General features: G+C 46.2%; 20 protein-coding genes, 1 tRNA gene and 2 riboswitches. Of the genes, 16 read left to right on the top strand and 5 right to left on the bottom strand.

Going from position 1 to position 24990, the window contains the following annotated elements:
* Nucleotides 1-15: 15 nt before the first annotated feature.
* The gene (locus KGMB01110_RS03930) at nt 16-891 is read left to right on the top strand and encodes an ATP-grasp domain-containing protein (RefSeq protein WP_119297623.1); all 876 of its coding nucleotides are present in this window, start codon (nt 16-18) and stop codon (nt 889-891) included.
* A gap of 58 nt (nt 892-949) precedes the next feature.
* A complete protein-coding gene (locus KGMB01110_RS03925; RefSeq protein ID WP_119297622.1) occupies nt 950-1882 on the top strand; it encodes an ATP-grasp domain-containing protein in 933 nt (310 codons plus the stop codon).
* A 36-nt stretch (nt 1883-1918) separates the two neighbouring features.
* On the opposite strand, the gene KGMB01110_RS03920 is transcribed toward KGMB01110_RS03925, so the two are convergent.
* A tRNA-Ser gene (locus tag KGMB01110_RS03920) sits at nt 1919-2006 on the bottom strand.
* Between the two features lie 235 nt (nt 2007-2241).
* On the opposite strand from KGMB01110_RS03920, the gene KGMB01110_RS03915 reads away from it, so the two are divergent.
* Entirely contained in the window at nt 2242-2865 is a 624-nt protein-coding gene (locus tag KGMB01110_RS03915) for an HAD family hydrolase (RefSeq protein WP_117888928.1), read from the top strand.
* Nucleotides 2866-2880: 15 nt separating this feature from the next.
* On the opposite strand, the gene KGMB01110_RS03910 is transcribed toward KGMB01110_RS03915, so the two are convergent.
* Nucleotides 2881-4578, bottom strand: a complete 1698-nt coding sequence (locus KGMB01110_RS03910; RefSeq protein WP_119297621.1) for an ABC-ATPase domain-containing protein — start codon at nt 4576-4578, stop codon at nt 2881-2883.
* Between the two features lie 558 nt (nt 4579-5136).
* Between KGMB01110_RS03910 and thiM the strand changes: the two genes are divergently transcribed.
* From thiM to feoB, 10 genes are all read left to right on the top strand, one after another.
* Nucleotides 5137-5964: a hydroxyethylthiazole kinase gene (gene thiM / locus KGMB01110_RS03905; protein ID WP_119297620.1), complete on the top strand. Its 828-nt coding sequence runs from the start codon at nt 5137-5139 to the stop codon at nt 5962-5964.
* Complete coding sequence (gene thiE, locus KGMB01110_RS03900; RefSeq protein ID WP_119297619.1) at nt 5951-6592, top strand: thiamine phosphate synthase; 642 nt, start codon at nt 5951-5953, stop codon at nt 6590-6592. The genes thiM and thiE overlap by 14 nt, the downstream gene beginning before the upstream one ends.
* Before the next feature lie 113 nt (nt 6593-6705).
* Entirely contained in the window at nt 6706-7524 is an 819-nt protein-coding gene (gene thiD, locus KGMB01110_RS03895; RefSeq protein ID WP_117602827.1) for a bifunctional hydroxymethylpyrimidine kinase/phosphomethylpyrimidine kinase, read from the top strand.
* A gap of 1 nt (nt 7525) precedes the next feature.
* Nucleotides 7526-8701, top strand: coding sequence for a putative hydroxymethylpyrimidine transporter CytX (cytX, locus tag KGMB01110_RS03890; RefSeq protein WP_119297618.1), 1176 nt, complete (start codon nt 7526-7528; stop codon nt 8699-8701).
* Nucleotides 8702-8760: 59 nt separating this feature from the next.
* Nucleotides 8761-8875, top strand: a riboswitch (FMN riboswitch).
* 313 nt (nt 8876-9188) lie between these two features.
* The gene (gene ribD / locus KGMB01110_RS03885) at nt 9189-10484 is read left to right on the top strand and encodes a bifunctional diaminohydroxyphosphoribosylaminopyrimidine deaminase/5-amino-6-(5-phosphoribosylamino)uracil reductase RibD (protein ID WP_119297617.1); all 1296 of its coding nucleotides are present in this window, start codon (nt 9189-9191) and stop codon (nt 10482-10484) included.
* Between the two features lie 38 nt (nt 10485-10522).
* Nucleotides 10523-11203 carry a riboflavin synthase gene (locus KGMB01110_RS03880; RefSeq protein ID WP_119297616.1) on the top strand — a complete coding sequence of 227 codons (681 nt, stop codon included), beginning with the start codon at nt 10523-10525 and terminating at the stop codon, nt 11201-11203.
* Nucleotides 11204-11375: 172 nt separating this feature from the next.
* Nucleotides 11376-12587, top strand: coding sequence for a bifunctional 3,4-dihydroxy-2-butanone-4-phosphate synthase/GTP cyclohydrolase II (locus tag KGMB01110_RS03875; protein ID WP_119297615.1), 1212 nt, complete (start codon nt 11376-11378; stop codon nt 12585-12587).
* 93 nt (nt 12588-12680) lie between these two features.
* The gene (gene ribH / locus KGMB01110_RS03870; RefSeq protein WP_117602832.1) at nt 12681-13154 is read left to right on the top strand and encodes a 6,7-dimethyl-8-ribityllumazine synthase; all 474 of its coding nucleotides are present in this window, start codon (nt 12681-12683) and stop codon (nt 13152-13154) included.
* Nucleotides 13155-13305: 151 nt separating this feature from the next.
* Entirely contained in the window at nt 13306-13977 is a 672-nt protein-coding gene (locus tag KGMB01110_RS03865) for an HAD family hydrolase (RefSeq protein ID WP_170141686.1), read from the top strand.
* A gap of 131 nt (nt 13978-14108) precedes the next feature.
* Nucleotides 14109-16580, top strand: a complete 2472-nt coding sequence (gene feoB, locus KGMB01110_RS03860) for a ferrous iron transport protein B (RefSeq protein ID WP_119297613.1) — start codon at nt 14109-14111, stop codon at nt 16578-16580.
* A 2-nt stretch (nt 16581-16582) separates the two neighbouring features.
* On the opposite strand, the gene nrdG is transcribed toward feoB, so the two are convergent.
* Together nrdG and nrdD are read right to left on the bottom strand one after the other, a co-directional pair.
* Nucleotides 16583-17122, bottom strand: coding sequence for an anaerobic ribonucleoside-triphosphate reductase activating protein (gene nrdG / locus KGMB01110_RS03855; RefSeq protein WP_117602835.1), 540 nt, complete (start codon nt 17120-17122; stop codon nt 16583-16585).
* 164 nt (nt 17123-17286) lie between these two features.
* Complete coding sequence (gene nrdD / locus KGMB01110_RS03850; protein ID WP_117888921.1) at nt 17287-19476, bottom strand: anaerobic ribonucleoside-triphosphate reductase; 2190 nt, start codon at nt 19474-19476, stop codon at nt 17287-17289.
* Between the two features lie 327 nt (nt 19477-19803).
* Nucleotides 19804-19890, top strand: a riboswitch (ZMP/ZTP riboswitch).
* 139 nt (nt 19891-20029) lie between these two features.
* On the opposite strand from nrdD, the gene pflA reads away from it, so the two are divergent.
* Together pflA and pflB are read left to right on the top strand one after the other, a co-directional pair.
* Nucleotides 20030-20770 carry a pyruvate formate-lyase-activating protein gene (pflA, locus tag KGMB01110_RS03845; protein WP_279220912.1) on the top strand — a complete coding sequence of 247 codons (741 nt, stop codon included), beginning with the start codon at nt 20030-20032 and terminating at the stop codon, nt 20768-20770.
* 114 nt (nt 20771-20884) lie between these two features.
* Complete coding sequence (gene pflB, locus KGMB01110_RS03840; protein ID WP_119297612.1) at nt 20885-23128, top strand: formate C-acetyltransferase; 2244 nt, start codon at nt 20885-20887, stop codon at nt 23126-23128.
* Between the two features lie 70 nt (nt 23129-23198).
* Here the strand turns inward: pflB and KGMB01110_RS03835 are convergent, their stop codons facing one another.
* A complete protein-coding gene (locus KGMB01110_RS03835; RefSeq protein ID WP_119297611.1) occupies nt 23199-24236 on the bottom strand; it encodes a threonine aldolase family protein in 1038 nt (345 codons plus the stop codon).
* A 282-nt stretch (nt 24237-24518) separates the two neighbouring features.
* Between KGMB01110_RS03835 and KGMB01110_RS03830 the strand changes: the two genes are divergently transcribed.
* On the top strand, nt 24519-24959 hold the full coding sequence (locus tag KGMB01110_RS03830; RefSeq protein WP_119297610.1) for a Fur family transcriptional regulator: 441 nt from the start codon (nt 24519-24521) through the stop codon (nt 24957-24959).
* The last annotated feature ends 31 nt before the right edge of the window (nt 24960-24990 follow it).

Raw genomic sequence — 24990 nt, 5'->3', positions numbered from 1 at the left:
AAAGGACATGGGAAAATGAAACAGGGATGGCTGATTGTAAACGGATATATTACAAATCCGAAATTTCTGGAAATCTATCGTTGGATCGAAGAAGCCGGAGCGCGGAAAGGCTGTCAGATAAGGCGCTTTGGAAATAATGAGATGATGGAAGCTGTTTGCAGCGGAAAGATCCGGGAAATGGAGCGACCGGATTTTGTGATCTTCTGGGACAAAGATGTGCGGCTGGCAAGACTGATGGAAGAAGAAGGATTTCGTCTGTTCAATTCCGCACAGAGTATTGCTGTCTGTGATGATAAATCCCGGACGTATATTTGTCTGAAAAATGCAGGAATTTCTATGCCGAAGACCTGGATCGCACCGATGACATTTGCAAAAGACGGATATTATGACCAGACGGCATATTTTGAACATGCGGGGGAAGATCTGGGTTATCCGTTGGTGTTAAAAGAAAGTTTTGGTTCCTTTGGGGCGCAGGTGCACCTGGTGCAAAGTGAACAGGAACTGAGAACGTTATTGCCGGAGCTGAAGAATCGACCGTTTTTGCTTCAGGAATATATCGAAGCATCGAAAGGACATGACATCCGCATCAATATGGTGGGAGAAAATCCGGTGGCTGCCATGTATCGGTATAATGACACAGATTTCCGTGCCAATATCACCAATGGAGGAAGCATGAAACCTTATGAACCGAAGGAAGCCCAGGTAGAACTGGCAAGAAAAGTCATGTGGACTCTGGGTTTGGATTTCGCGGGAGTAGACATTTTGTTTGGAGAAGAGGAAGAGCCGATCCTCTGTGAAGTGAATTCCAATGCTCATTTTAAAAATATTTATGACTGTACCGGCATCAATGTGGCAGATGCAATTATTTCTTACATTTTGGAGCAACTGTAACAGACTCTGCTGGAATCGAAGCAGAAAAGAACTGTGATATAGAGTGAGGGGACGAGAAATGAGAAAGAAGCATGGATGGCTGATTTATCAGGAAGAGGAAATCGTGCGGAATCAATTTTCCATTCGGGTCATGTGTGAAAATGCGGAACGTCTGGAGATCCCTTTGGAGGTAAAAACCTGGCAGTGGTGGAAAGCGTGGAAGAACGATAGTTGGGAAGCGTCAGAGGAAAATGCGGACTGCAAAGTTCGTGAACTTCCGGGGTATGTGATCAACCGGAGTCGGGATACTTGTCTGGCAGAGTGGTTTGAAGAAAAAGGAATTCGAGTGTTCAATTCTTCTTCCGTGACCCGGATTGCAAATGACAAAGAGCAGACGCTGGAGTTCGCGGAATCTCTGGAAATTCCTACATTGGAGTGGAAAGACGGAGAATCTTTGTATGCGTCAGATATGTCAGGAACGGAGGCAAAGACCGGGGAAAAGACGAAAGAAGCAAAAGACGTAAAAGACGTTTTACAGGGAAGTGTTACATTTCCGCTGGTGGCAAAATCCTGTGGTGGTCACGGGGGAACGGAAGTGTTCTGGGTGGAAAATGCGACAGAACTATCAAAGGTAAAACGATTGCTGGACGGGAAAAAATGGATGATCCAGCGACCTGCATCAGAACTGGGAAAAGACGTAAGAGTGTATGCTATAGGAAATCGGATTGTACAGGCGATGCTTCGGGTATCGGAAACGGATTTTCGCAGCAATTTCTGTCTGGGAGGACAGGCGGAGCCTTATGAACTGGGGGCAGAAGAGCAGTATATGGTGCAAAAAATTCTGGAAGAATTAAAAACAGACTATGTGGGAATTGATTTTCTCTTTGATCAGGGGAAAATGGTATTAAATGAGATAGAAGATGCGGTCGGAGCCAGAATGTTGTATTCCGGTACGGATTTGGATATATTAAAGAATTATATGGAATATATAAAGAAAGAACTCATAGAATAAAATCCAGCAGTAGAAAATTACTGCTGGATTTTTCTACGGAGATGGAGAGATTTGAACTCTCGCGCCGGTAAACCGACCTACCGCATTTCGAGTGCGGACCCTTCAGCCACTTGGGTACATCTCCAAAACTGTTACCAAACTATTATATCACATTTTTTCTATTGTGCAATTTCTTTTTCGGCTTCTGCTATGTGTCCTGAGTGCCTTGCTGTACACCCTGCACGATTTTTCTTGTTTTTCTTCTGTAAGTCTGTCAGAAAATGCAATGGATTTTCCGGATTATTTGCGCTAGAATAATCACCGGAAGTGCCACCAGGCACATTTACCGGTATATGCATTTCATAAAGGAGAAGATATAAATGGACGCAATTATTTTTGATATAGACGGAACAATCTGGGATTCTACCCCACAGGCAGCAGTTGCCTGGACGCAGGCTGTAAAGGAAAACGCATCCGTTCCCTTTGAACTGACTGCGAAAGATTTGCAGAATGCATTTGGAAAACAGATGGACATTTTAAGAGATCAGCTTCTGGCCCCGCTGCCACCGGAAGAACGTCCGGAAGTCTTAAAAGCCTGCCAGAAGGCTCAGGGGGAATATCTTCCGAAACATCCCGGAACTCTTTATCCTGATGTTTATGATGCTCTGAAAGAGTTGTCTGAGAAAATTCCACTTTACGTTGTCAGCAACTGCCAGACCGGATACGATACCACCTGTATTGAAACGACCGGAATTGAAGATTTTATCTCCGGTCATCTCTGTTATGGGGAAACCCTTCTTCCGAAATCCGGTTCCATTCGGAAATTAATGGAACGAGAAGGTTTGAAAGATGTGGTCTATGTAGGTGATACGCCTTCTGATGCACAAGCCTGCAAGGATGCTGACGTTCCTTTCGTCTGGGTAACCTACGGATTCGGTGATGTGAAGGATCCTGACTACACTATCGATTCCTTAAAAGAACTTCCACAGCTTTTTGATCTGTAAATAAATATTCCATCTTTATAATTTCCGATATCGGTTCAGGCAGGCAAAGATCTCCTGCTTTCTCGGCATTGCCAGATTGGATTTGGCATAAGTGCTTTCCATAATTTCAAACAGTCCTTTTTTCTTCAGAAGCTCCATCAGATTCTCGACCACCTCCTGAAGAGTGGCTTTCCCATTGATCAGATGGGATTCGGCATAGAGCAGACAGTAAGACAAAGCTGTGGTCTGCTCGGAATCCATCAACTGTTCTACGTAACGAAGATCCACGGTATCGCGGTTGATGGAGAACGCGTCTTTGCTCAATGTTTTCATTTTGGTACGGCCCCGATCCCCGGACATGGAAACAGGACGCATGACGCGATGGAAAGAGGGCTTGTCGGCCGGTGCATCCGGCAGTGTGATGGAAGGATAATCCGCAGCGGCTTCTTTTGCAGTTTCGGTAATTTCGTAAGGAACATACTGATCCATCTGGATGACATGGTCGGCTACCTGAAAATAGGAACCGGAACTTCCGGCAACGATTACCGTAGAAATTCCACAGGTTTCGTAGAGGTAGCGTACCCGTTCGATAAAAGGGGTGATGGGTTCTTTTTCCCGAAGAACCACACGCTGCATCAGTTCATCCCGGATCATGAAGTTGGTGGCGCTGGTGTCCTCATCGATCAGGAAGGTGTGGGTACCGGATTCCATACTTTCCATGATATTTGCCGCCTGAGAGGTGCTTCCGCTGGCGTCTTCTGTGGAAAAAGAAGTCGTGTCTTTCTTATTTGGCAGGTCGTTGATAAAGAATGAAATATCAGTCTGTGAAATGCTGCGACCATCCTCGGCGCGGATCTTCATCGCAGTATTTTCTGTGATTACATATTCCCGGCCATCCCCGGAAATGTGGTTATAGACTCCGGTTTCCAGTGCTTTTAACAGGGTAGATTTCCCGTGGTATCCACCGCCCACGATCAGAGTGATGCCCTGAGGAATTCCCATTCCTTTGATTACGCCGCGGTGAGGAAGTGTGAGAGCAACTTCCATAGAAGCCGGGGAGACAAATGGAATGGCGTTTTTCATCGGTCTGGAAGAAATTCCGCTTTCTCTGGGCAAAATGGACTGGTTGGCGATAAAGGCAGTCAGTCCCATCTGGGGCAACTGTTCCCGGATATACTGCTGATCTTCAGCCAGTTCAATGACAGACTGCAGTTTTTGCTGCGGGAGCCGGCTGAAAAACAGGCACTGATGAATCACGTCCGGCAGAAGGTCGAAGAAAATTTTGATCAGTTCTTTTGCATTGATGGTACGTCCGTTTGCCGGAAAGCCCACTTCCATACAAAGCTTCAACTCGCCGGAGCCGGGCTGGATCGTGCAGGCGGTTCGCTCCAGAATCTCCTGGGAACAGCGGCTGACAGAAAGGAGTCCGCTTTTTCCGGAACCTTTGGCTTTGAAAGAAACTTTATCAACAGCGCGGGAAAATCCGCGGAGCAAAAAGTCCTGTAAAGCAATCCGTTTATAAGGCTGATCAAAAAGTTCCGCCGGGATTTTGTGGAATTTCTGAGCAATCCGAATGCTGACTTTGGAAGGTGCGGCGAAAGGATCTCCCTGTACATGATCGATGGATAAGGTGTAATTACCGAAGGAATAACATCCTTTTGTATCTTTATAAGCCGGATAACCGCGATGGTCGATCCGTTGTAATAAATTGCGAAGTTCTTCTGATGATTTCATGAGTTTGTCTCCTTTTTACTATTCTTTGATATCGGAATGCTCCGAAAAGAATCCGGATCTTATGGGTTTATTCTTGAATCACAGACCGGATGATTTTATTATGGCGCAGATGTTCCGCTTTTTCAATGAAAATTCCGTATGAAATACAGTACCGGGTTCCTGCAAATCCCATGAAAAAGTCAGGGGGGAAAGTTAAGGGGGAACCGATAAAAAGCGGTATGTCTTGCATTTTGGGAAATCCGTAGTATAATAGGGATGGAAAAGAAAAGGGGAGCTTGCGTATCAAGCAGGCTGAGAGGAAATTGAAGATTTCGACCCGGGAACCTGATGTGGATAATGCCAACGTAGGAATGGATGCAGCGTGCAGAGAAAATGCGGATGCAGAAGATTGACAGATACTCCATAATTGGGGTGTCTTTTTTCATGTGTGGGAAATTGTATCCTATCTATGAAAACGCTCTGTGAGGATGCGCACTGTGACGATTCATGAAAATGTCGCAAGCGACAGTCACAGGAGCGAGGCTTACAGAATCATAAGAATATAAAGGAGGAGAAACGATGAGTACATTAGGAGCTTGTGTAGATCAGGTACGGGCAAATGTCCCACTGGTGCATAACATTACCAATTATGTGACGGTCAACGATGTGGCAAATGTATTGCTTGCATGTGGCGGAAGCCCGATCATGTCAGACGATCCGAAGGATGTGGAAGATATCACATCCATTTGCGGAGGCCTGAATATCAATATCGGAACTTTAAATCAGAGAACCGTAGAGGGAATGTTTCTGGCAGGAAAGAAAGCAAATGAACTGGGACATGCCGTACTTCTGGATCCGGTGGGAGCAGGAGCCAGTGCATTTCGTACAGAGACGGCGCTGAAACTGATTCAGGAGATCAAATTTGATGTGATCCGTGGAAACATTTCTGAGATCAAGACGCTGGCGCTTGGAAGCGGCACCACCAAAGGGGTCGATGCGGATGTGGCAGACGCGGTGACAGAGGAAAATCTGGATCAGTCTATCGCGTTTGTCAAAACATTTGCGGAAAAAATGGGATGCATCATTGCGGTGACCGGAGCCATCGATCTGGTCAGTGACGGAACGAAGTGTTATGTGATCCGAAACGGTCGCCCGGAGATGGGGAAGATTACGGGAACCGGTTGCCAGCTTTCCGGAGTGATGACAGCATTTATCACGGCAAACCCGGAAGAAAAATTAAAAGCGGCAGCGGCAGCAGTCTGCACCATGGGACTGGCCGGAGAGATCGGATTTTCCAGAATGCAGGAAGGAGACGGCAATTCTACTTACCGTAACCGGATCATCGATGCAATCTACAACATGGATCAGAAGACCTTAGATGAGGGAGCAAAGTATGAAGTGCGATAAAAAAGATTTATTATTATATGCAGTGACAGACCGTCGCTGGTTAAACGGAAAACGCCTGGTGGATCAGGTAGAAGAGGCGATTCAGGGAGGCGTGACCTTTGTACAGATCCGGGAAAAGGATCTGGATCCGGAGAAATTTCTGGAAGAGGCAGAGGAGCTGAAAGCACTCTGTGAAAAATATAAGGTTCCTTTTGTGATCAATGATAATGTGGAGATCGCAGCTGAGATCGGAGCAGATGGAGTTCACGTAGGTCAAAGTGATATGGAAGCCGGTGATGTCCGTGCGAAACTGGGACCGGACAAGATCATCGGGGTATCGGCACAGACCGTAGAACAGGCTTTGCTTGCGGAAAAACACGGAGCAGATTACCTGGGTGTGGGGGCCGTCTTTGCAACAGGCTCCAAGGATGATGCCAAAGAAGTGGAACATGAGACACTGAAAGCAATCTGCGAAGCGGTAAAGATTCCGGTCATTGCGATCGGAGGAATTACCAAAGAAAATGTAAGAGAACTGGCAGGTTCCGGAATCTGCGGAATCGCAGTGATCAGTGCAATCTTTGCACAGGAGGATGTGAAAGAAGCATCAAAAGAATTGTGTGAGCGTACAAAAGAGATGCTCGCAAGATAGCAATCCGGGAATGATATCTGCAAAAATGCAGTTTATCAAACAGAGCGGCGGATTGGGGGCACCACCTTTTGTCGCTTAAGAAAATTAATGCAGGAAAACGAGAGGAGAATTTTATGAGAACAGCATTAACAATCGCTGGCAGTGATTGCAGCGGAGGCGCCGGAATTCAGGCTGATATGAAGACCATGCTTGCAAATGGTGTGTATGCGATGAGCGCGATTACAGCACTGACTGCACAGAACACCACCGGCGTTACAGGAATTATGGACGTTACACCAGAGTTTTTAGGAAGTCAGATCGACGCAATCTTTACGGATATCCGTCCGGATGCGGTGAAGATCGGAATGGTATCAGCCAGCCCGCTGATCGAAATGATCGCAGGAAAATTAAAAGAATATCAGGCAGAAAATATTGTAGTGGATCCGGTGATGGTGGCAACCAGTGGAGCAAAACTGATCAGTGATGATGCCATTGAAACCCTGAAATCCACACTCCTTCCAATGGCAACCGTGATCACACCGAACATTCCGGAGGCAGAAGTCCTTTTCGGCGCAAAGATCACCAGCGCAAAGGAGATGGAAGAAGCGGCACTTATGATCAACAAGACCTATCATTGTGCGGTATTATTAAAAGGCGGCCATCAGTTGAACGATGCCAATGACCTGCTGTGTCGGGAGGGTGAGTTCAAGTGGTTCAACGGTAAACGAATCGACAATCCGAATACCCATGGTACAGGCTGCACGCTTTCCAGTGCCATCGCATCCAATCTGGCAAAAGGCTATGATCTGGATACGGCAGTGGAACGTGCGAAAGATTACATTTCCGGGGCACTGGCAGCGATGCTGGATCTTGGAAAAGGCAGTGGTCCGATGAATCATGGATTTGCAGTGACCGGAAAATATACCGAGATGGCAGAAAAGGAGGACTGTTAAGATGACAGAGAGAAAAACCTCCGTATTTGAAAATGGACTGATCTGGTTTGGAGCCGGAGTATCCCTGGCTGAGATCCTGACCGGAGTATCCCTGGCACCGCTTGGATTTGAAAAAGGTCTGGCAGCCATTATCGTGGGACATGTGATCGGATGTGTGTTATTATTCCTGGCAGGTGTGATCGGTGGAAAATCCGGATGCAGTGCCATGGAAACTTCCAAAATGAGTTTCGGACAAAAGGGAAGCGTCTGGTTCGCAATCTTGAATGTCTTGCAGTTGGTAGGCTGGACTGCCATCATGATCTATGATGGGGCACTGGCAGCAACCGGAATCCTTTCAACCGGAAGATGGATCTGGTGTCTGGTGATCGGTGGCCTGATCATTCTGTGGATCGCCATCGGAATCACAAACCTTGGAAAAGTCAATGTGGTAGCGATGACCGCACTGTTTATTCTGACTCTGATCCTGTGCAAAGTCATTTTCTTTGACGGCGGAGCAGTCAGCACAGGAATGGACGATGTGATGAGTTTCGGAGCAGCTGTGGAATTATCCGTAGCGATGCCGTTATCCTGGCTGCCACTGATTAGCGATTATACCAGAGAAGCAAAAGAGCCGGTAAAGAGTTCGGCAGTCAGCGCACTGGTATATGGACTGGTAAGCTGCTGGATGTATGTGATTGGTATGGGCGCAGCCATCTTTACCGGAGAATCCGATATCGCACAGATCATGTTGAAGGCAGGACTTGGAATCGCTGGTCTTCTGATCATCGTATTTTCCACAGTTACGACCACATTCCTGGATGCGTACTCTGCCGGAATTTCCAGTGAGACGATCGTGTCCAAATGGAAAGGAAATCATGTGGCGATCGTGGTAACGATCCTGGGAACCATTGCGGCGATCGTATATCCGATGGATAATATCACCGATTTCCTGTATCTGATCGGTTCCGTATTTGCACCGATGATCGCAGTTCAGATTGCAGATTTCTTCTTCCTGAAAGAAGACCGGAAAGAAGAAGGACTGGATGTATGGAATCTGGGAATCTGGGTGATCGGATTTATTCTGTACCGGTATCTGATGAATGTGGATATCCCGGTTGGAAATACCCTGCCGGATATGGTGATCACCGTGATCCTCTGTCTGATCGTGGGACAGGTCAGAAAAGCCGGAAAGAAATAAAATTGGAATCTTGACAACGACACTTTCTGCGCTTATACTGTAATCAGTTGAACAAGTAAAGTGATCTTCAGGGCAGGGTGCAATTCCCTACCGGCGGTAAAGCCCGCGAGCCGAAAGGCATGATCCGGTGAGATTCCGGGGCCGACAGTAAAGTCTGGATGGAAGAAGATGCGTCATATGCAGTACTCGATAAGAATACAGATACATTTGATACATTGCTCTGAGATGGAGAAATCCGTTTCAGAGTTTTTTTATTTCCGGAGATGTAAATTTCAAGGAGATAAAAATGAATTCCTGATATCAACATAGAGGAATACGAGAGAGCTTATAAGTGATAGCGGTGATCGGATTTCTTGGATGAAAAAGCCTTGTAGAGGAAAAAATTCTTTGCAGGGCTTTTGTTTTGTCCGGTGACGAACCAAAGTCTATGAAAGAAGAAAATGAAACAGAAGTGAGAAAGAAATGACGGAAGGAGGAGAGGAGCAGAATGAGTACAGAGAAGAAAGAAGAAACAGAAAAAATAGAAATAACGTATCAGCAGCAAAGTCAGGAGGCTCAGGATCAAACATTTATGGAACGTGCCATAGAACTGGCAAAGCAGGGCGAAGGCTGGACCAGCCCGAATCCGATGGTGGGCGCGGTGATTGTGAAAGATGGCCGGATCATCGGGGAAGGATATCACGAAAGATGCGGAGAGCTTCATGCAGAGCGAAATGCCATCGCATCTCTGAGAGAATCGGCAGAAGGTGCCACCATTTATGTGACGCTTGAACCCTGCTGCCATCAGGGACGGACTCCACCTTGTACAGAAGCAATTCTGGAACAGAAGATTGGACGTGTGGTGATTGGTTCCAGAGATCCGAACCCGAAAGTTGCTGGAAAAGGTGCGAGACTTTTGAGAGAAGCGGGTGTGATAGTGGAAGAAGATTTTATGCGGGAAGTATGTGATCGGTTGAATCCGGTGTTTTTTCATTACATTACCACAAAGACGCCATACGTTGTTTTGAAATATGCCATGACTGCAGATGGAAAGATCGCCACCAGAACCGGAGCTTCCAAGTGGATTACAGGGGAAGCTGCGAGACAGGAAGTGCAGCATATGCGGCACAGATACACTGGAATTATGGTGGGAATCGGAACAGTTCTGGCAGATGACCCCATGTTAAATACCAGGATTTCCGGCAAACGAAGCCCCGTTCGGATCATTTGTGACAGCCGGCTTCGGATTCCGCTGGACAGTCAGATCGTGAAAACCGCAAAGGAATATCTGACGATTGTGGCGTATGTGGGAAAGTGTAGTAACGATGAGAAAACAACAAAAAGCAGACGTTGCAGTGAAACCGGAAAATGGATGAATGATGAAATCTGTCAAAAAGATTTGAGCGAAGACCTCGAGGACAAGAGGGAAGTATATAGTGACACAGACAATGAATTTCAGAAAAAAATTCAGGAGTTGGAAAAACAGGGCGTCAGGGTCGTAAAGCTTCCGGGAAAAGCCGGAAAAGTTGATCTGAAGAAACTGATGGAATATCTGGGAGAACAGGAAATTGACAGTGTATTGCTGGAAGGTGGCGGAGCCTTGAATGAAAGTGCACTGAAATCAGGAATCGTTCAGCATGTCTCAGCCTTTGTGGCACCGAAAATATTCGGAGGTGAAGAGGCAAAATCACCGGTGAGGGGTCTGGGAGTCGAAGTGCCGGATGAGGCGGTGAAGCTGAAATTGCAGGAAGTTCGAAAATTTGACGAAGATCTGTTGCTGGAATATGAGGTGGAGAATGAATGATCGTTGATGATGTGAGAAAGGAACGGTGATTTGAAAATATGTTCACAGGAATTATAGAAGAACAGGGGACGGTCAGGCGTGTGACGATGCAGGGAATCTCCGGTACGTTGGAGATCAGGGCCGCGAAAGTTCTGGAAGGGACGAAGATCGGAGACAGCATTGCGGTCAACGGAGTCTGCCTGACCGTGACCTCATTGAAGCCGGATGGATTTACGGCGGATGTGATGGCGGAAACTTTCCGAAGAAGTGCACTTGGAATGTTGAAAAACGGTTCCAAAGTAAATCTGGAACGGGCCATGGCAGCGGATGGCAGATTTGGCGGTCACATCGTATCCGGTCATATTGACGGAACCGGTGTAATTCAGGAAAAGATAAAAGAAGGAAATGCAGTCTGGATTACGATTCAGGCAAGTCCGGATATCCTGAATCTAATCGTGGAAAAAGGCTCGATTTGTATCGATGGAATCAGCCTGACAGTTGCAAGAGCAGAGGAAACGGAGCAGACATTTTCTGTATCGGTGATTCCGCATACCGGAGAGGAAACCACTCTGCTGACGAAGCAGATCGGTGATCCGGTGAATCTGGAAAATGATATCGTTGGAAAATATGTGGAGAAGCTGCTAGGGGTTGCAAAGCGGTCAGGAGTTGACAAGGAAAATGGAACGGCAAAAAAACCTTCCGGTCTGACGATGGAAGATTTGCAGGCTCTTGAAATCTAAATTGGGGGGAGACAAGAGAGTGTACAACCATTAATCAGTGAGCGGAGAAGAAGTCAGGAGTTAAAGAAGCAGGATGTCATAAACAAAAAAATGGCTGAATGTCAGAAAGGACAATTAAAAAAGACAGAAACAAAAGCAGAAAAGGATCATACAAAAGAAGGAGGACGAGAACATGAAATATCCATACAATACGATTGAAGAAGCGTTGGAAGACTTAAAGGCAGGAAAGATCATTCTGGTGACGGATGATCCGGATCGGGAAAATGAGGGAGACATGATCTGTGCCGCAGAATTTGCCACACAGGAAAATATCAATTTTATGGCAAGCCATGCCAAGGGTCTGATCTGTACTCCGATGTCCAAAGAACTGGCAAATAAACTGGGACTGGCGCAGATGGTATCCGAGAACACAGACAACCATTCCACTGCATTTACCGTATCCATCGATCACAAGGACACTACCACAGGAATCTCGGCAGCAGAGAGATCCTATACCATGATGAAATGCGTGGAAGAGGGGACGAAGCCGGAAGATCTGAGAAGACCGGGGCATGTCTTCCCGTTGACCGCAAGAAAAGGCGGGGTGTTGGTGAGAAACGGTCATACAGAAGCAACCGTAGATCTGATGCGGCTGGCGGGACTGAAAGAATGTGGTGTCTGCTGTGAGATCATGGAAGAGGACGGAACCATGATGCGGACAGAAAATCTCTGGAAACTGGCAAATACCTATGGACTGAAATTTATCACCATCAAAGAATTGCAGGATTATTGCAGACTGCATGAAAAGCATGTGAACTGTGAAGCAGTTGCGAAAATGCCGACGAAATACGGAGACTTCACGATTCATGGCTATGTCAATGATATCACGGGCGAGCATCATGTGGCACTGGTCAAAGGTGAGATCGGGGAGGGAGAAAATGTGCTCTGCCGGGTACATTCTGAGTGCCTGACGGGGGATACCTTCGGATCCAGACGGTGTGACTGTGGAGAGCAGTTGCAAAAAGCAATGGAGCAGGTGGAAAAAGAAGGCCGCGGTATCATTTTATATATGAGACAGGAAGGCCGTGGCATCGGATTGATCAACAAACTGAAAGCCTACGAGTTACAGGAAAAAGGCTTTGACACAGTGGAGGCCAATCTGGAACTGGGATTCGCACCGGATCTTCGGGAATATTGGGTAGGAGCACAGATCTTGTCGGATCTGGGGGTGAAATCCCTGCGACTACTGACCAACAATCCGGATAAAGTGTATGGCTTAAGCGGGTTTGGACTGGAAATCAAAGAGCGGGTTCCGATCGAGATCGCACCGCAGAAATATGATCAGATTTACCTGAAAACAAAACAGGAAAAGATGGGACATATTTTCCGCGACATTCAATTTTAGAAATTCATAGGTACATTTGAAACGTGCAGAAATCAGAAAAAGTTATAAAGGAAAAAATTTCAAGAAATAAAAAAGAAAAAGGAGACAAAGAACATGAAAGAGATCAAAGTATTAGAAGGAAATGTGGTAGCAAAAGAGGGGATGAAAGTGGGAATCGTGGCAGCGAGATTTAATGAAATTATCGTAAACAAGCTGTTGGGTGGAGCTGTTGACGGACTGGTGCGTCACGGTGTCTCTGATGACAACATTACAGCAGCCTGGGTGCCGGGAGCATTTGAAATTCCGATCACTGCCGCAAAGATGGCAAATTCCGGAAAGTATGACGCAGTGATCTGTGTAGGTGCAGTCATTCGCGGAGATACAACACACTATGATTATGTTTGCAATGAAGTTTCCAAAGGTGTGGCGCAGGTAGGATTACAGTCCGGAATTCCGGTTCTTTTTGGTGTCATTACCACAGAAAATATCGAACAGGCTATTGCAAGAGCAGGAAGTAAAGCCGGAAATAAGGGTTACGATTGTGCATTGTCTGCGATCGAGATGGTAAACCTTCTGGAACAGATGTAAAACCGGGAAAAAACCGGGAAAAGAGATCAATCTTCTGGATAAATTTCTGGGGTAGATGTAGGATAGAAGCAGTTCCACAGGATTGTTGTTCGGAGCTACTTATAAAAGAGAAAAACAGAGGATATAGAAAATGCTGCAAAAGAGGGAATGTATGAAGAAAAATGACAAACCACTTTTAATTTTCGACTATGACGGAACCCTGCACCATACCATAGAAATCTACGAACCGTCCGTCAAAACGGTGTATCAGGGGCTGGTAGAAGAAGGGCTGGTGCTGCCACAGGAATTAAAAAGGGAACGGATCGCCGGATGGCTGGGAATGAACCGGCAGGAAATGTGGGAAGATCTGGCAGGAAATCTGCCACTTGTAAGACGTGAGGCTGCTGCAAAAGAAGTCGCGAAGCAGATGAAAAAGCAGATTGAAATGGGACATGCCAGATGGTATCCGGGTGTGCGAGAGGTCTTAGACCGGTTGAAACAGGACGGATATCCGATGGTGATTTTAAGCAATTGCAGTATCATATATAAAGAAGCAAACTGGAAAGGGTTTCAATTGGAGCGATGGTTTCAGAAATTTTATGACTGTGAAAGCTATGGATTTGCTCCAAAGACAGAGATTATAAAGACAGTGCTGGAGGAACAGTCAGAGACAAAGGCGGTTGTGATTGGAGACCGGGACAGTGATCTGGCAGCAGCAAGAGCAGCAGATGGAATTTTTATCGGATGCAGGTATGGCTTTGGTTCAGACGAGGAGCTAAAAGGAAGTGATCTGTTCCTGAATGATATCCGGGAATTGCCGGAAAAACTAAGGCAGCTTTCTTGACTTTCCAGAGTGATTGTTTTAACATAAAAATGATTCTAATTAATAAAAATTCTCAATAAGATTTTTCTCAATAAGAGGAGGAGCAGAAGAGAACTATCGATAAAACAATCACAGCAGAGGAGAGCCGAATCATGACACTGGATCAACTAGAAATCGGTCAAAAAGGAACAATCATCAAAGTAAACGGACAGGGTGCACTGCACCATCATCTTCTGGATATGGGACTGACGCCGGGAACCATTGTGACGCTTCGAAAAGTAGCGCCCATGGGAGATCCAATCCAGATGGAACTTCGGGGATATGAACTGACATTGCGTCTGGAGGAAGCCGGAAAGATAGACATCGTACCGGATGAATTAAGCGGGAACATAACAGAAACATCAGAAACAAGGACGGAGCAATCCGGAAAGAAATCCGGAGAACGATCCGAAGACAGAGCAACAGGTAGAACGGCGGAAGAAAAGAGAAATGCAAAGGAACTGCATCAGCCGATCGCTCATCCGAGAAAAGGAGAACTTGGAAAAGCCGGAGACTATCATGTAAATAAAATCGGGGAGACCATCCCGAAAGGCGAGCCCATTTCCTTTGCGCTGGCAGGAAATCAGAACTGTGGAAAGACGACGTTATTCAATCAGTTGACGGGATCCAATCAGCATGTGGGAAATTTCCCAGGTGTAACTGTGGATAAAAAAGAGGGAAGTATCCGGAGACACCCGGAAGCAACTGTGACGGATCTTCCGGGAATTTATTCTCTGTCACCGTATTCAAATGAAGAAATTGTTACCAGAGATTTTCTGATCAAGAACAAGCCGACAGGAATCATTAACATTGTAGATGCTTCTAATATCGAACGGAATCTGTATCTGACGATGCAGTTAATGGAACTGGGAATTCCTATGGTTCTGGCGTTGAATATGATGGATGAGGTTCGGGAAAATGGAGGATCCATACGGATCAATGAACTGGAGACATTACTTGGAATTCCGGTAGTTCCGATTTCGGCGGTAAAAAATGAAGGAATTGATGAACTGATTGATCATGCCATGCATGTGGCAAGACATCGGGAAGCACCGGGACGAATCGATTTCTGTGAAGATCGAGGGGCAAATGATCCGGGAAGTGCAGTACATCGGTGTATCCATGCAGCAGTTCACCTGTTGGAGCCTTATGCAAAAAAAGCCGGACTTCCGGTTCGATTTGCGGCAACGAAGATGTTGGAAGATGATGCGCTGATTCGACAGGCAATGGAAATCCCGAAAGAGGAAGAAGAGACCCTGGGACATCTGGTAGAGCTGATGGAAAAAGACAGCGGACTGGAACGGGAAGCAGCACTTGCGAATATGCGGTTTACGTTTATCGAGCAGCTTTGTGAGAAGACGGTGGTGAAGCCGGCAGAGAGCAAAGAACACAGACGAAGTGTGGAGATGGATAAGATCCTGACCGGAAAATATACAGCAATTCCGTGCTTTATCGGGATTATGGCACTGGTCTTTATTCTGACCTTTAACTTTATCGGTGCATTTTTATCGGATGGCATGTCGTATCTGGTAGATTTGGTGACGAATGGAATCGAACATGGTCTGGTTTCTGCAAATGTAAACCCGGTGGTCAGATCCCTGGTTGTGGACGGAATCTGCAGTGGCGTGGGAAGTGTACTCAGTTTCCTGCCGACAATCGTGACCTTGTTTTTCTTCCTGTCGATTCTGGAAGATACCGGTTATATGGCAAGAGTTGCCTTTGTCATGGATAAAATCTTAAGAAAAGTGGGATTGTCCGGACGAAGTATCGTGCCGATGTTGGTAGGATTCGGGTGTTCGGTTCCGGCAGTGATGGCCACCAGAACCCTGTCCAGTGAGCGGGATCGTAAAATGACGATTTTGCTGATCCCGTTTATGAGCTGCAGTGCAAAATTGCCGATTTACGGACTGTTTACGACTGCATTTTTCCCGAGACCGTGGAGAGGTCTGGTGATGGTGGGGCTGTATGTGTTCGGAATTTTGTGCGGAATCCTGTACGCGGTAATCCTGCGCAACACCCGATATAAAGGCGAGCCGGTTCCGTTCGTAATGGAACTGCCGAATTACCGGATGCCAGGAGCAAAAAATGTATGCCAGCTTCTCTGGGATAAAGCAAAAGGGTTCCTGCAGAAAGCATTTACCATTATCTTTCTGGCAACCATCGTAGTCTGGTTCTTACAGACCTTTGATGCCGGACTGAATATCGCAGCGAGTGCGGATAAGAGTCTGCTGGCATTGATCGGAAGCTGGATTGCTCCGATTTTTGCACCACTTGGCTTCGGAAACTGGAAAGTATCCACAGCCTTGATTACAGGTTTTATCGCAAAAGAGAGTGTAGTGTCTACGTTATCCGTATTAAACGGTGGAAATCTGGCACTGCTTCAGACCATTTTTAGCCCATTTACCGCTATCGTATTTCTGGTGTTTACCCTGCTGTATACACCTTGTGTGGCAGCGATCGCTACGGTACGACGAGAAATGGAAAGTATGTGGACGGCAATTCTGACTGTGATCTTACAGTGCGGAATCGCCTGGATCGTGGCATTTGCGGTACATATGGTGGGAATGATAATTGGGATAGGGTGAAATTAAAACTCCCGTTTTTTCTGAAGCGGAGAGAGTACAACCTGTTGTGCCTCTCTGCTTTTTTTTACGTCAATGATCCGCTGATTGGAAGATCCGCGGAACCGAAGGGTAATATCTTTTTGTGCTTCAATAAATTCTCCGTCCACCAGAACATCGATCATTTCTAACATCTGATCTGTGAATTCTGTGTAGACGCTTCCGCCCGGTTGTAGATCAGAATCAAAGAGATATCCGCTGTAACACCAGACATTTTTCTCCGGATAGGTCGCCTTGATCTTTTGCAGGAGTTCGGCCAGTACGGGCTGATTCTCCGGCTCGAAGGGTTCCCCGCCAAGGAGAGAGAAGCCTTCGATATAAGACGGTTCTAAGGCCTCTATAATCTCTTTTTCGGTATCTTTGGTATAAGGAACTCCAAAGTTGAAATCCCAGGCCTCGGCATTGAAACAGCCTTTGCAGTGATGGCGGCAGCCGGACACAAAGAGGCTGACGCGAACGCCGATTCCGTTTGCAATATCACAGGGTTTGATGGTTCCGTAATTCATGATTTCATCCCTCCGTATAAGAAAATATTATGAGTAATCTTAGATAGAATAATAGTGAAAAATGCTCCTCTAAAAATAAAAGTAAGGTCGAAAAACGAGATAGAAGCATTCTGTTCTATCTCGTTTAAAAACTATAATTAAGAACTTATAATTTGAAAGAGCTTTTACAGGTGCAGTACCCGGTCTTTGATTTCCTGAGTACGTCCCTGATTCCAGAACTGGGTTCCGATATAACCACAGGTTCTGCGGGCAACGCTCATTTTTCTCTGATCCTGATTTCCACAGTTCGGGCATTCCCAGATCAGTTTGCCGGTCTCGTCTTCTTTGATCTTGATTTCTCCATCGTATCCGCATACTTCGCAGTAGTCGCTCTTGGTATTCAGCTCTGCGTACATGATGTTGTTGTAGATGAACTGCATGACGGAGAGCACCGCCGGAATATTATCCTGCATGTTCGGAACTTCTACGTAGCTGATGGCTCCACCCGGGGACAGCTTCTGGAATGCAGATTCAAATTTCAGCTTGCTGAAAGCATCGATTTCCTCGGTTACATGGACGTGGTAGCTGTTGGTGATGTAGTTCTTATCGGTAACACCCGGAATGATACCAAACCGTTTCTGTAAGCATTTTGCAAATTTATAAGTGGTAGATTCCATCGGAGTACCATATACGGAATAGCTGATATTTTCAGCAGCTTTCCATTCGTTACATTTATCATTCAGATGCTGCATAACATCCAGAGCAAATTTGCTGGCTTCCGGATCGGTATGAGTCTTGCCCATCATGCGGACGCACATTTCATAGAGACCTGCATAGCCCAGAGAAATAGTGGAATATCCGCCATAAAGCAGTTTATCAATGGTTTCGCCTTTCTTCAGACGAGCCAAAGCGCCGTGCTGCCAAAGGATCGGTGCTACATCGGAAATGGTTCCGAGAAGACGTTCGTGTCTGCAGCGTAATCCGCGGTGGCAGAGTTCCAGACGTTCGTCCAGAATCTTCCAGAATTTACCCATATCCCCTTCTGCGGTACAGGCAACATCTACCAGGTTGATGGTAACAACGCCCTGATTGAATCTTCCGTAGAATTTGTGGCTGCCGTCAGCATTGCGCTGGGAATCTTCCACAGTCAGGAAGGAACGGCATCCCATACACGGATAAACTTCGCCTTTTTTCAGCTCTCGCATGATCTTGGCGGAAATGTAATCCGGGACCATACGTTTTGCGGTACATTTTGCAGCCAGTTCGGTCAGATGCCAGTATTTGGAATCTTCGGTTACATTATCTTCATCCAATACATAGATCAGTTTCGGGAATGCCGGGGTGATCCAGGCACCTTTTTCATTCTTTACGCCCTGAAGTCTCTGAAGCAGTGCTTCTTCGATGATCATGGCAAGGTCTTCACGAACCTGACCTTCCGGAACTTCGTCCAGATACATAAACATGGTGACGAACGGAGCCTGTCCGTTACAGGTCATCAGAGTAATGAGCTGATACTGGATCGTCTGGATTCCGCTCTTTACTTCGTCGCGGAGGCGACGCTCGGTAATCTTGTGGATGATGGTCTCATCCAGAGCTTCTCCACATTCTTTTCGTTCTTCAATCACTTTGGCACGCAGTTTCTGACGACTGATATCCACAAATGGTGCCAGATGTGCCAGAGTAAAGGACTGACCGCCGTACTGGTTACTTGCAACCTGTGCCACAATCTGTGTGGTAACGTTGCAGGCGGTGAAGAAGCTGTGCGGCTTCTCGATCATGGTCTCGCTGATGACGGTACCATTCTGCAGCATGTCTTCCAGATTGATCAGATCGCAGTTGTGCTCTTTCTGTGCATAATAATCGGAATCGTGGAAATGGATGATTCCTTCTTCATGCGCACGTACGATCTCTTCCGGCAGCAGGACACGCATGGAAAGATCCTTGCTGACCTCACCTGCCATATAATCTCTCTGAGTAGAGTTGATGGTCGGATTCTTATTGGAATTTTCCTGTTTTACGTTTTCATTAATCTGGTCTAACAGTGCCAGAATGTTGTTGTCGGTACTGTTGGACTTTCTGGATAATTCTCTCTTATAACGGTAGCGGACATATTTCTGTGCAACTTCATAACCACGCATCTCCATGATACCGGTCTCTACCATATCCTGAATATCTTCTACATTTAATGCGCTGGATGATGTAACGGCTTTTCGGACGATCATGTCGGCAATAGCCTCAATCTGAAAGTCATTTAAGCGATGGATCGGAGAAACCTCCTGATTGGCCTTCCGGATCGCGTTGATGATCTTATCACGATCGAAAGAAACTTCTTCTCCATTCCTTTTAATTACATTAGAACTCCCCTGAATTGTCATCGCTCAACATCCTCCTTTTCTTCTTATTTTTTCCTTTGTACATCTGAATCTTTCTATATTTAGCGCCCTGCAATCCGTGCGGTAAATCGTAAGAAATATGCGGAATTCAGTCGATTTTCCGTTGATTTACGGGAATCCATGTATAAAAATGATGCACTATATATTGTGGTACATCTTGTGTTTTCCGAGTGTTCTGTAACAAAATGTTGTGCAATATCTATGTTACTATATTTTGAGGAAAAGTCAAGGTACAATTCAAAAATTTTTCAGCTAAATTTTTGAGAAATTTATTGACAAATGAAAAAGGAGTGTAGTATGTTAAATGCACAGAGATCATATGACTGACGGAAAAAGTGGAGCAGAAACCACGTGAAGTATGATCCGGATAAGAAGCCGACCGTCTGGGCACATTTTATATGATGTGCTCAGGCGGTTTTTCTGATGCATAAAAAACTATGCATCAAAAACGCTCCGCGAGAATCATTTGAGGGCACATCAGGGAACCTGTTATAAGAAAACGAGACATGACGAAAAGAACAGGAGGTCGATCAGAGTGGAAGGAAAGATTCATTCCATCGAATCTATGGGGCTGGTAGACGGGCCGGGCATCCGAACCGTGGTTTTTATGCAGGGATGTGATCTGCGCTGTAAATTTTGCCACAACCCAGATACCTGGGCGATGGACAGTAGCCAGGTAAAGCGGATGACACCCGGACAACTGGTGGAAAAAGTGCAGAGATTTCGTCCCTATTATGGACAAGAAGGAGGTGTGACATTTTCGGGAGGGGAACCGCTGTTGCAGCCGGAATTCCTCGAAGAGGGCCTGTCCCTTTTGAAAGAAGTGGGAATTCACACCTGTCTGGACACCGCAGGAGTGGGGATGGAAGACTATGATTACACAGAAATTTTAAGAAATACGGATCTGGTACTTTTGGATATCAAGCAGGTGACGTCAGAAAAGTATAGGGAGATGACCGGAAAAAGCCGGGACAGATTTCAGACTTTTCAAAAATTGCTGGAAAAAATGGGGACACCGGTCTGGATCCGGCATGTGATGGTGCCGGGTCTGACCTTTGGCGAGGCACATGTGAAAGAGTTGGAAGCATATTTGAAGGACATTCCAAACATTCAGAAGGTAGAGCTGTTGCCTTATCATGTGTTGGGCGTTCATAAGTATCAGAAACTGGGGATCCATTATCCATTGGAAAATGTAAGAGCGGTGGCAACGGAAGAAGTTGCAGACTGGGAAAGACGTCTGAATCAGAGCATTGTCATAAATCAGAGCACCGGTTGACAGAACCGGCGCAAAGAATCATATAGAAACGAAAAAGGTAACCGAAAAAATTGAAATCGGGTAAGAACATAACAGAGCCGAAAAAAACAGAAAGAAAAACAGGAGGAACACAAGATGGCAATTGATGTAAGCTGCAAGGCATGGGAAGGGTTTCACACCGGAGAATGGAGACATCTGGTAAATGTGCGGAATTTCATTCAGAAGAATTACACACCGTATGAAGGAGATGAATGCTTTCTGGAGGGAATTTCAAAGAAGACGGAGAAAGTCTGGGGCAAGGCGCATGATTTGATTGTCGAGGAGATTCAGAAAGGAATCATCGATGTGGAGACGAAAAAAGTGTCCGGGATCAATAATTTCGCTCCGGGGTATCTGGATAAGGAAAATGAAGTGATTGTCGGTTTCCAGACCGATGCGCCGCTGAAACGGATTGTCAATCTTTATGGAGGTATGCGGATGGCAACGTCAGCGTTGAAAGAGTATGGCTATGAGCTGGATCCAGAGATTGAATCCCATTTTAAAATGTATCGGAAAACGCACAATGAAGGGGTCTTTGATGCATATCCGAAACGTACCAGACTGGCGAGAACGGCTGGACTGCTGACCGGTTTGCCGGATGCATATGGCCGCGGAAGAATTGTGGGGGATTATCGAAGAGTCCCGCTTTATGGAACAGATTTTCTGATAGAGGAGAAGGAAAAAGATCTGGACATGCTGGACGGACCGATGACGGAAGAAAGGATTCAGTTGAGAGAAGAGGTGCAGATGCAGATCCGTGCTTTAAAAGAAATGACACAGATGGCAGAAACCTATGGTTGTGATATCACCAGACCGGCAGAGAACGCGAAGGAGGCCGTGCAGAATCTGTACCTGGCTTATCTGGCGGGAATCAAGGAAAATAACGGTGCCGCTACCTCTCTGGGACGGACCGCGACGTTTCTGGATATTTACATTCAGCGGGATCTGGAAAATGGAGTCTTGGACGAGCAGGAAGCCCAGGAGCTGATCGACCAGTTTATCATCAAACTCCGAATGGTGCGACATCTCCGGACGCCGGAATACAATGAGCTCTTTGGCGGAGATCCAACCTGGGTGACCGAAGCATTAGGCGGAATGGGTGTAGACGGTCGGACGCTGGTAACGAAAAATACCTTCCGTTATCTGCATACCCTGACCAATCTGGGAACCGCGCCGGAACCGAATCTGACGGTACTGTGGAGCCAGAACCTGCCGGAAACATTTAAAAAGTACTGTGCGAAAATGAGTATTGATACGGATTCCATCCAATATGAAAATGACGATATCATGCGTCCGCTCTATGGCGATGATTATTGCATTGCATGCTGTGTATCTGCCATGGGAGTGGGAAAACAGATGCAGTTCTTCGGGGCAAGGGCAAACCTGGCAAAGAGTCTGCTCTATGCCATCAACGGCGGAATCGATGAGAAGAAAGGCATTCAGGTGATTCCGGACATTGAACGGGATACCGATGAGATTTTGGATTATCCCAAGGTGCTGGCAAATTATAAAAAGGTGCTGTCTTATGTGGCAGAGCTGTATGTGGATACGATCAACATTATTCATTACATGCACGATAAATATGCTTATGAATCCAGTCAGATGGCGCTCCATGATACGTTGGTGGAACGGCTGGCGGCCTTTGGTGTGGCAGGCTTGTCCATTGCCGCAGATTCTCTGTCAGCGATCAAATTTGCAAAGGTGCGTCCAATTCGGAATGAAGAGGGAATCGCTGTGGATTTTGAGGTGGAAGGAGACTTCCCGAAGTATGGAAATGATGAGGAACGGGTGGATGATATTGCGGTGGAGATCGTCAGCTACTTCTCGGCAGAACTGAAGAAACATCCATTGTATAGAAATGCGATCCATACTCTGTCGGCGCTGACCATCACCAGCAACGTAATGTATGGAAAGAAAACCGGATCCACTCCGGATGGAAGGAAAGCAGGAGAACCGTTTGCGCCGGGAGCCAATCCCATGCATGGAAGAGATGAAAACGGAGCATTGGCATCTCTGAATTCTGTGGCAAAGATTCCGTATCGCGGAATCTGTCAGGACGGCGTGTCCAACACATTTTCGATTGTACCGAAAGCACTGGGAAAAAATAAGGAAGAGAGAACCACACATCTGGTACAGATCCTGGATGGATATTTTGTGCAGGGAGCCCATCATCTGAATGTAAATGTGATGAATCGGGAAGTCCTGCTGGATGCCATGGAGCACCCGGAGAACTACCCGACCCTGACCATTCGTGTGTCCGGCTATGCCGTGAATTTTAACCGCCTGAGCCGGGAACAGCAGTTGGAAGTGATCAAACGAACTTTCCACGAGACGGTGTAACTGCACAGAAATCCAATATAAAAATGTCTGGTAAAATAAATCAGAATTCAAAGTGTGTAAGTCTCGTGAATTAAGAAGGATCCGGCAGAATTTCCTTCAAGTGATCCAGATCTTCTTTTGGGGTTGCCCAACTGGTGACAAGCCGGATAACGGTGTGATCCGGATCCGGTTTCTCCCAGAAACGATAAGCAACCTGACCATCCAGACAGCTTAACATGGAATCTTCCATCAGAATGAACTGCTGGTTGGTGGGAGAGTCCAGATAAAGCTGACAGCCTTTTTCCAGAAGGATTTCCTTTAAGTAGTCGGCCATATCGATGGCGTGTTTGCTGATTTTAAAATAGAGATCGTCAGTGAAAAGGGTATCAAATTGAAGCCCTAACAGAAAACCTTTTGCAAGCAGGGCACCGTGTTGCTTGATTTGGGTGACAAAATGCGGTGGAGTATTCTGTCGGGTGAAGACAACGGCTTCTCCGAAGAGGGCACCGACCTTGGTTCCGCCGATATAAAATACGTCACAGAGACGGGCAATATCCGGTAGGGTCACATCGGTACCGTGGCTCATAAGCCCATAGCCCAGACGGGCACCATCCAGAAACAGCGGAATCTGATACTCTTTACATATAGAAGAAATTCGTTCCAGCTCGGACCGCGTATAAAGGGTTCCATATTCCGTCGGATGGGAAATGTAGACCATTCCCGGAAATACCATGTGTTCATGATTAGAATCTTCGAAGAATCCCTTCAGGTAAGCATTTAAAACTTCCGGAGGGATTTTTCCGTTTTTATGGGGAATGGTGAGCACCTTGTGTCCGGTATATTCTACAGCACCGGCTTCATGGGATGCAATGTGTCCGGTGTCGGCAGCAACGACTCCTTCATAGGCTTGAAGCATGGATGCGATAACAGTGGAATTGGTCTGGGTTCCACCGGTCAGAAAATAGACGTCTCCCTCCGGACACTGGCAGGCAAGCCGGATTTTCTCTGCGGCACTTTCACAGAGATCATCACAGCCGTAGCCGGGTCTTGTTTCTAAATTGGTTTCGGAAAGTCTTTGTAAAATCGCAGGGTGTGCTCCTACATTATAATCACATTCTAAAGAGATCATTGGAAAATCCTCCTGTGTATGTTTATATTTTTTGGCGGCTCCATAAAAAGATCAGGGCCGATTGTTTCATATCCAGTTCATTTTAACACAGGAAGGTGCGTTTTAAAATGAAAATGATGGAATATTGTTTGCAGCTATGTTGCGAATCGTAACAGTTCAACTTAGCTTTATTCAGCGTAGGCTTTGTTTGGTACAACGGAGAGGATTTCTTGACTTACAGAAGGGGCAGGGCTTAAAATAAAGGCAAAGAAATGTCGATGATGAGAGGCAAGGATAAAAATTATGGCAGAACGAAAGACTTATACCACAAAAGCAAGAACGGAGATTCTGGATTATTTCAAACGAAATTTTTCGGTGACAGCCAGTGCATCGGACGTGATCCGATATCTGAAAGAAGAGGGAATCAAGGTGAATCCGACGACCGTGTATCGCTGTCTGGATCGTCTGTGCGAGGAACATTTGATTATAAAATATGCGGATCCACACGCCGAAAGTGCATTGTATCAGTATTCCGGGGAAGCCGGGCATTGTACCAGCCATCTCCATCTGAAATGTGTCCGGTGTGGAAAGGTGATCCATCTGGACTGTGGATTCATGGATGAGCTGAAAGGCCATTTGCTGAGCGATCATCAGTTCAGGCTGCTTTGTCAGGGAGATCTGCTTCATGGGATTTGCGGGGACTGTGAAAAGGAGGCAGAACAGCAGGAAAACGGAGAAGAATAAAAATCGACGCAGAAAAAAGCAAATGAGTTGC

It is taken from the genome of Mediterraneibacter butyricigenes, assembly GCF_003574295.1.
In the GTDB taxonomy this organism is placed as follows: domain Bacteria; phylum Bacillota; class Clostridia; order Lachnospirales; family Lachnospiraceae; genus Mediterraneibacter_A; species Mediterraneibacter_A butyricigenes.
This window is presented reverse-complemented; position numbering and strand designations above follow the sequence as displayed.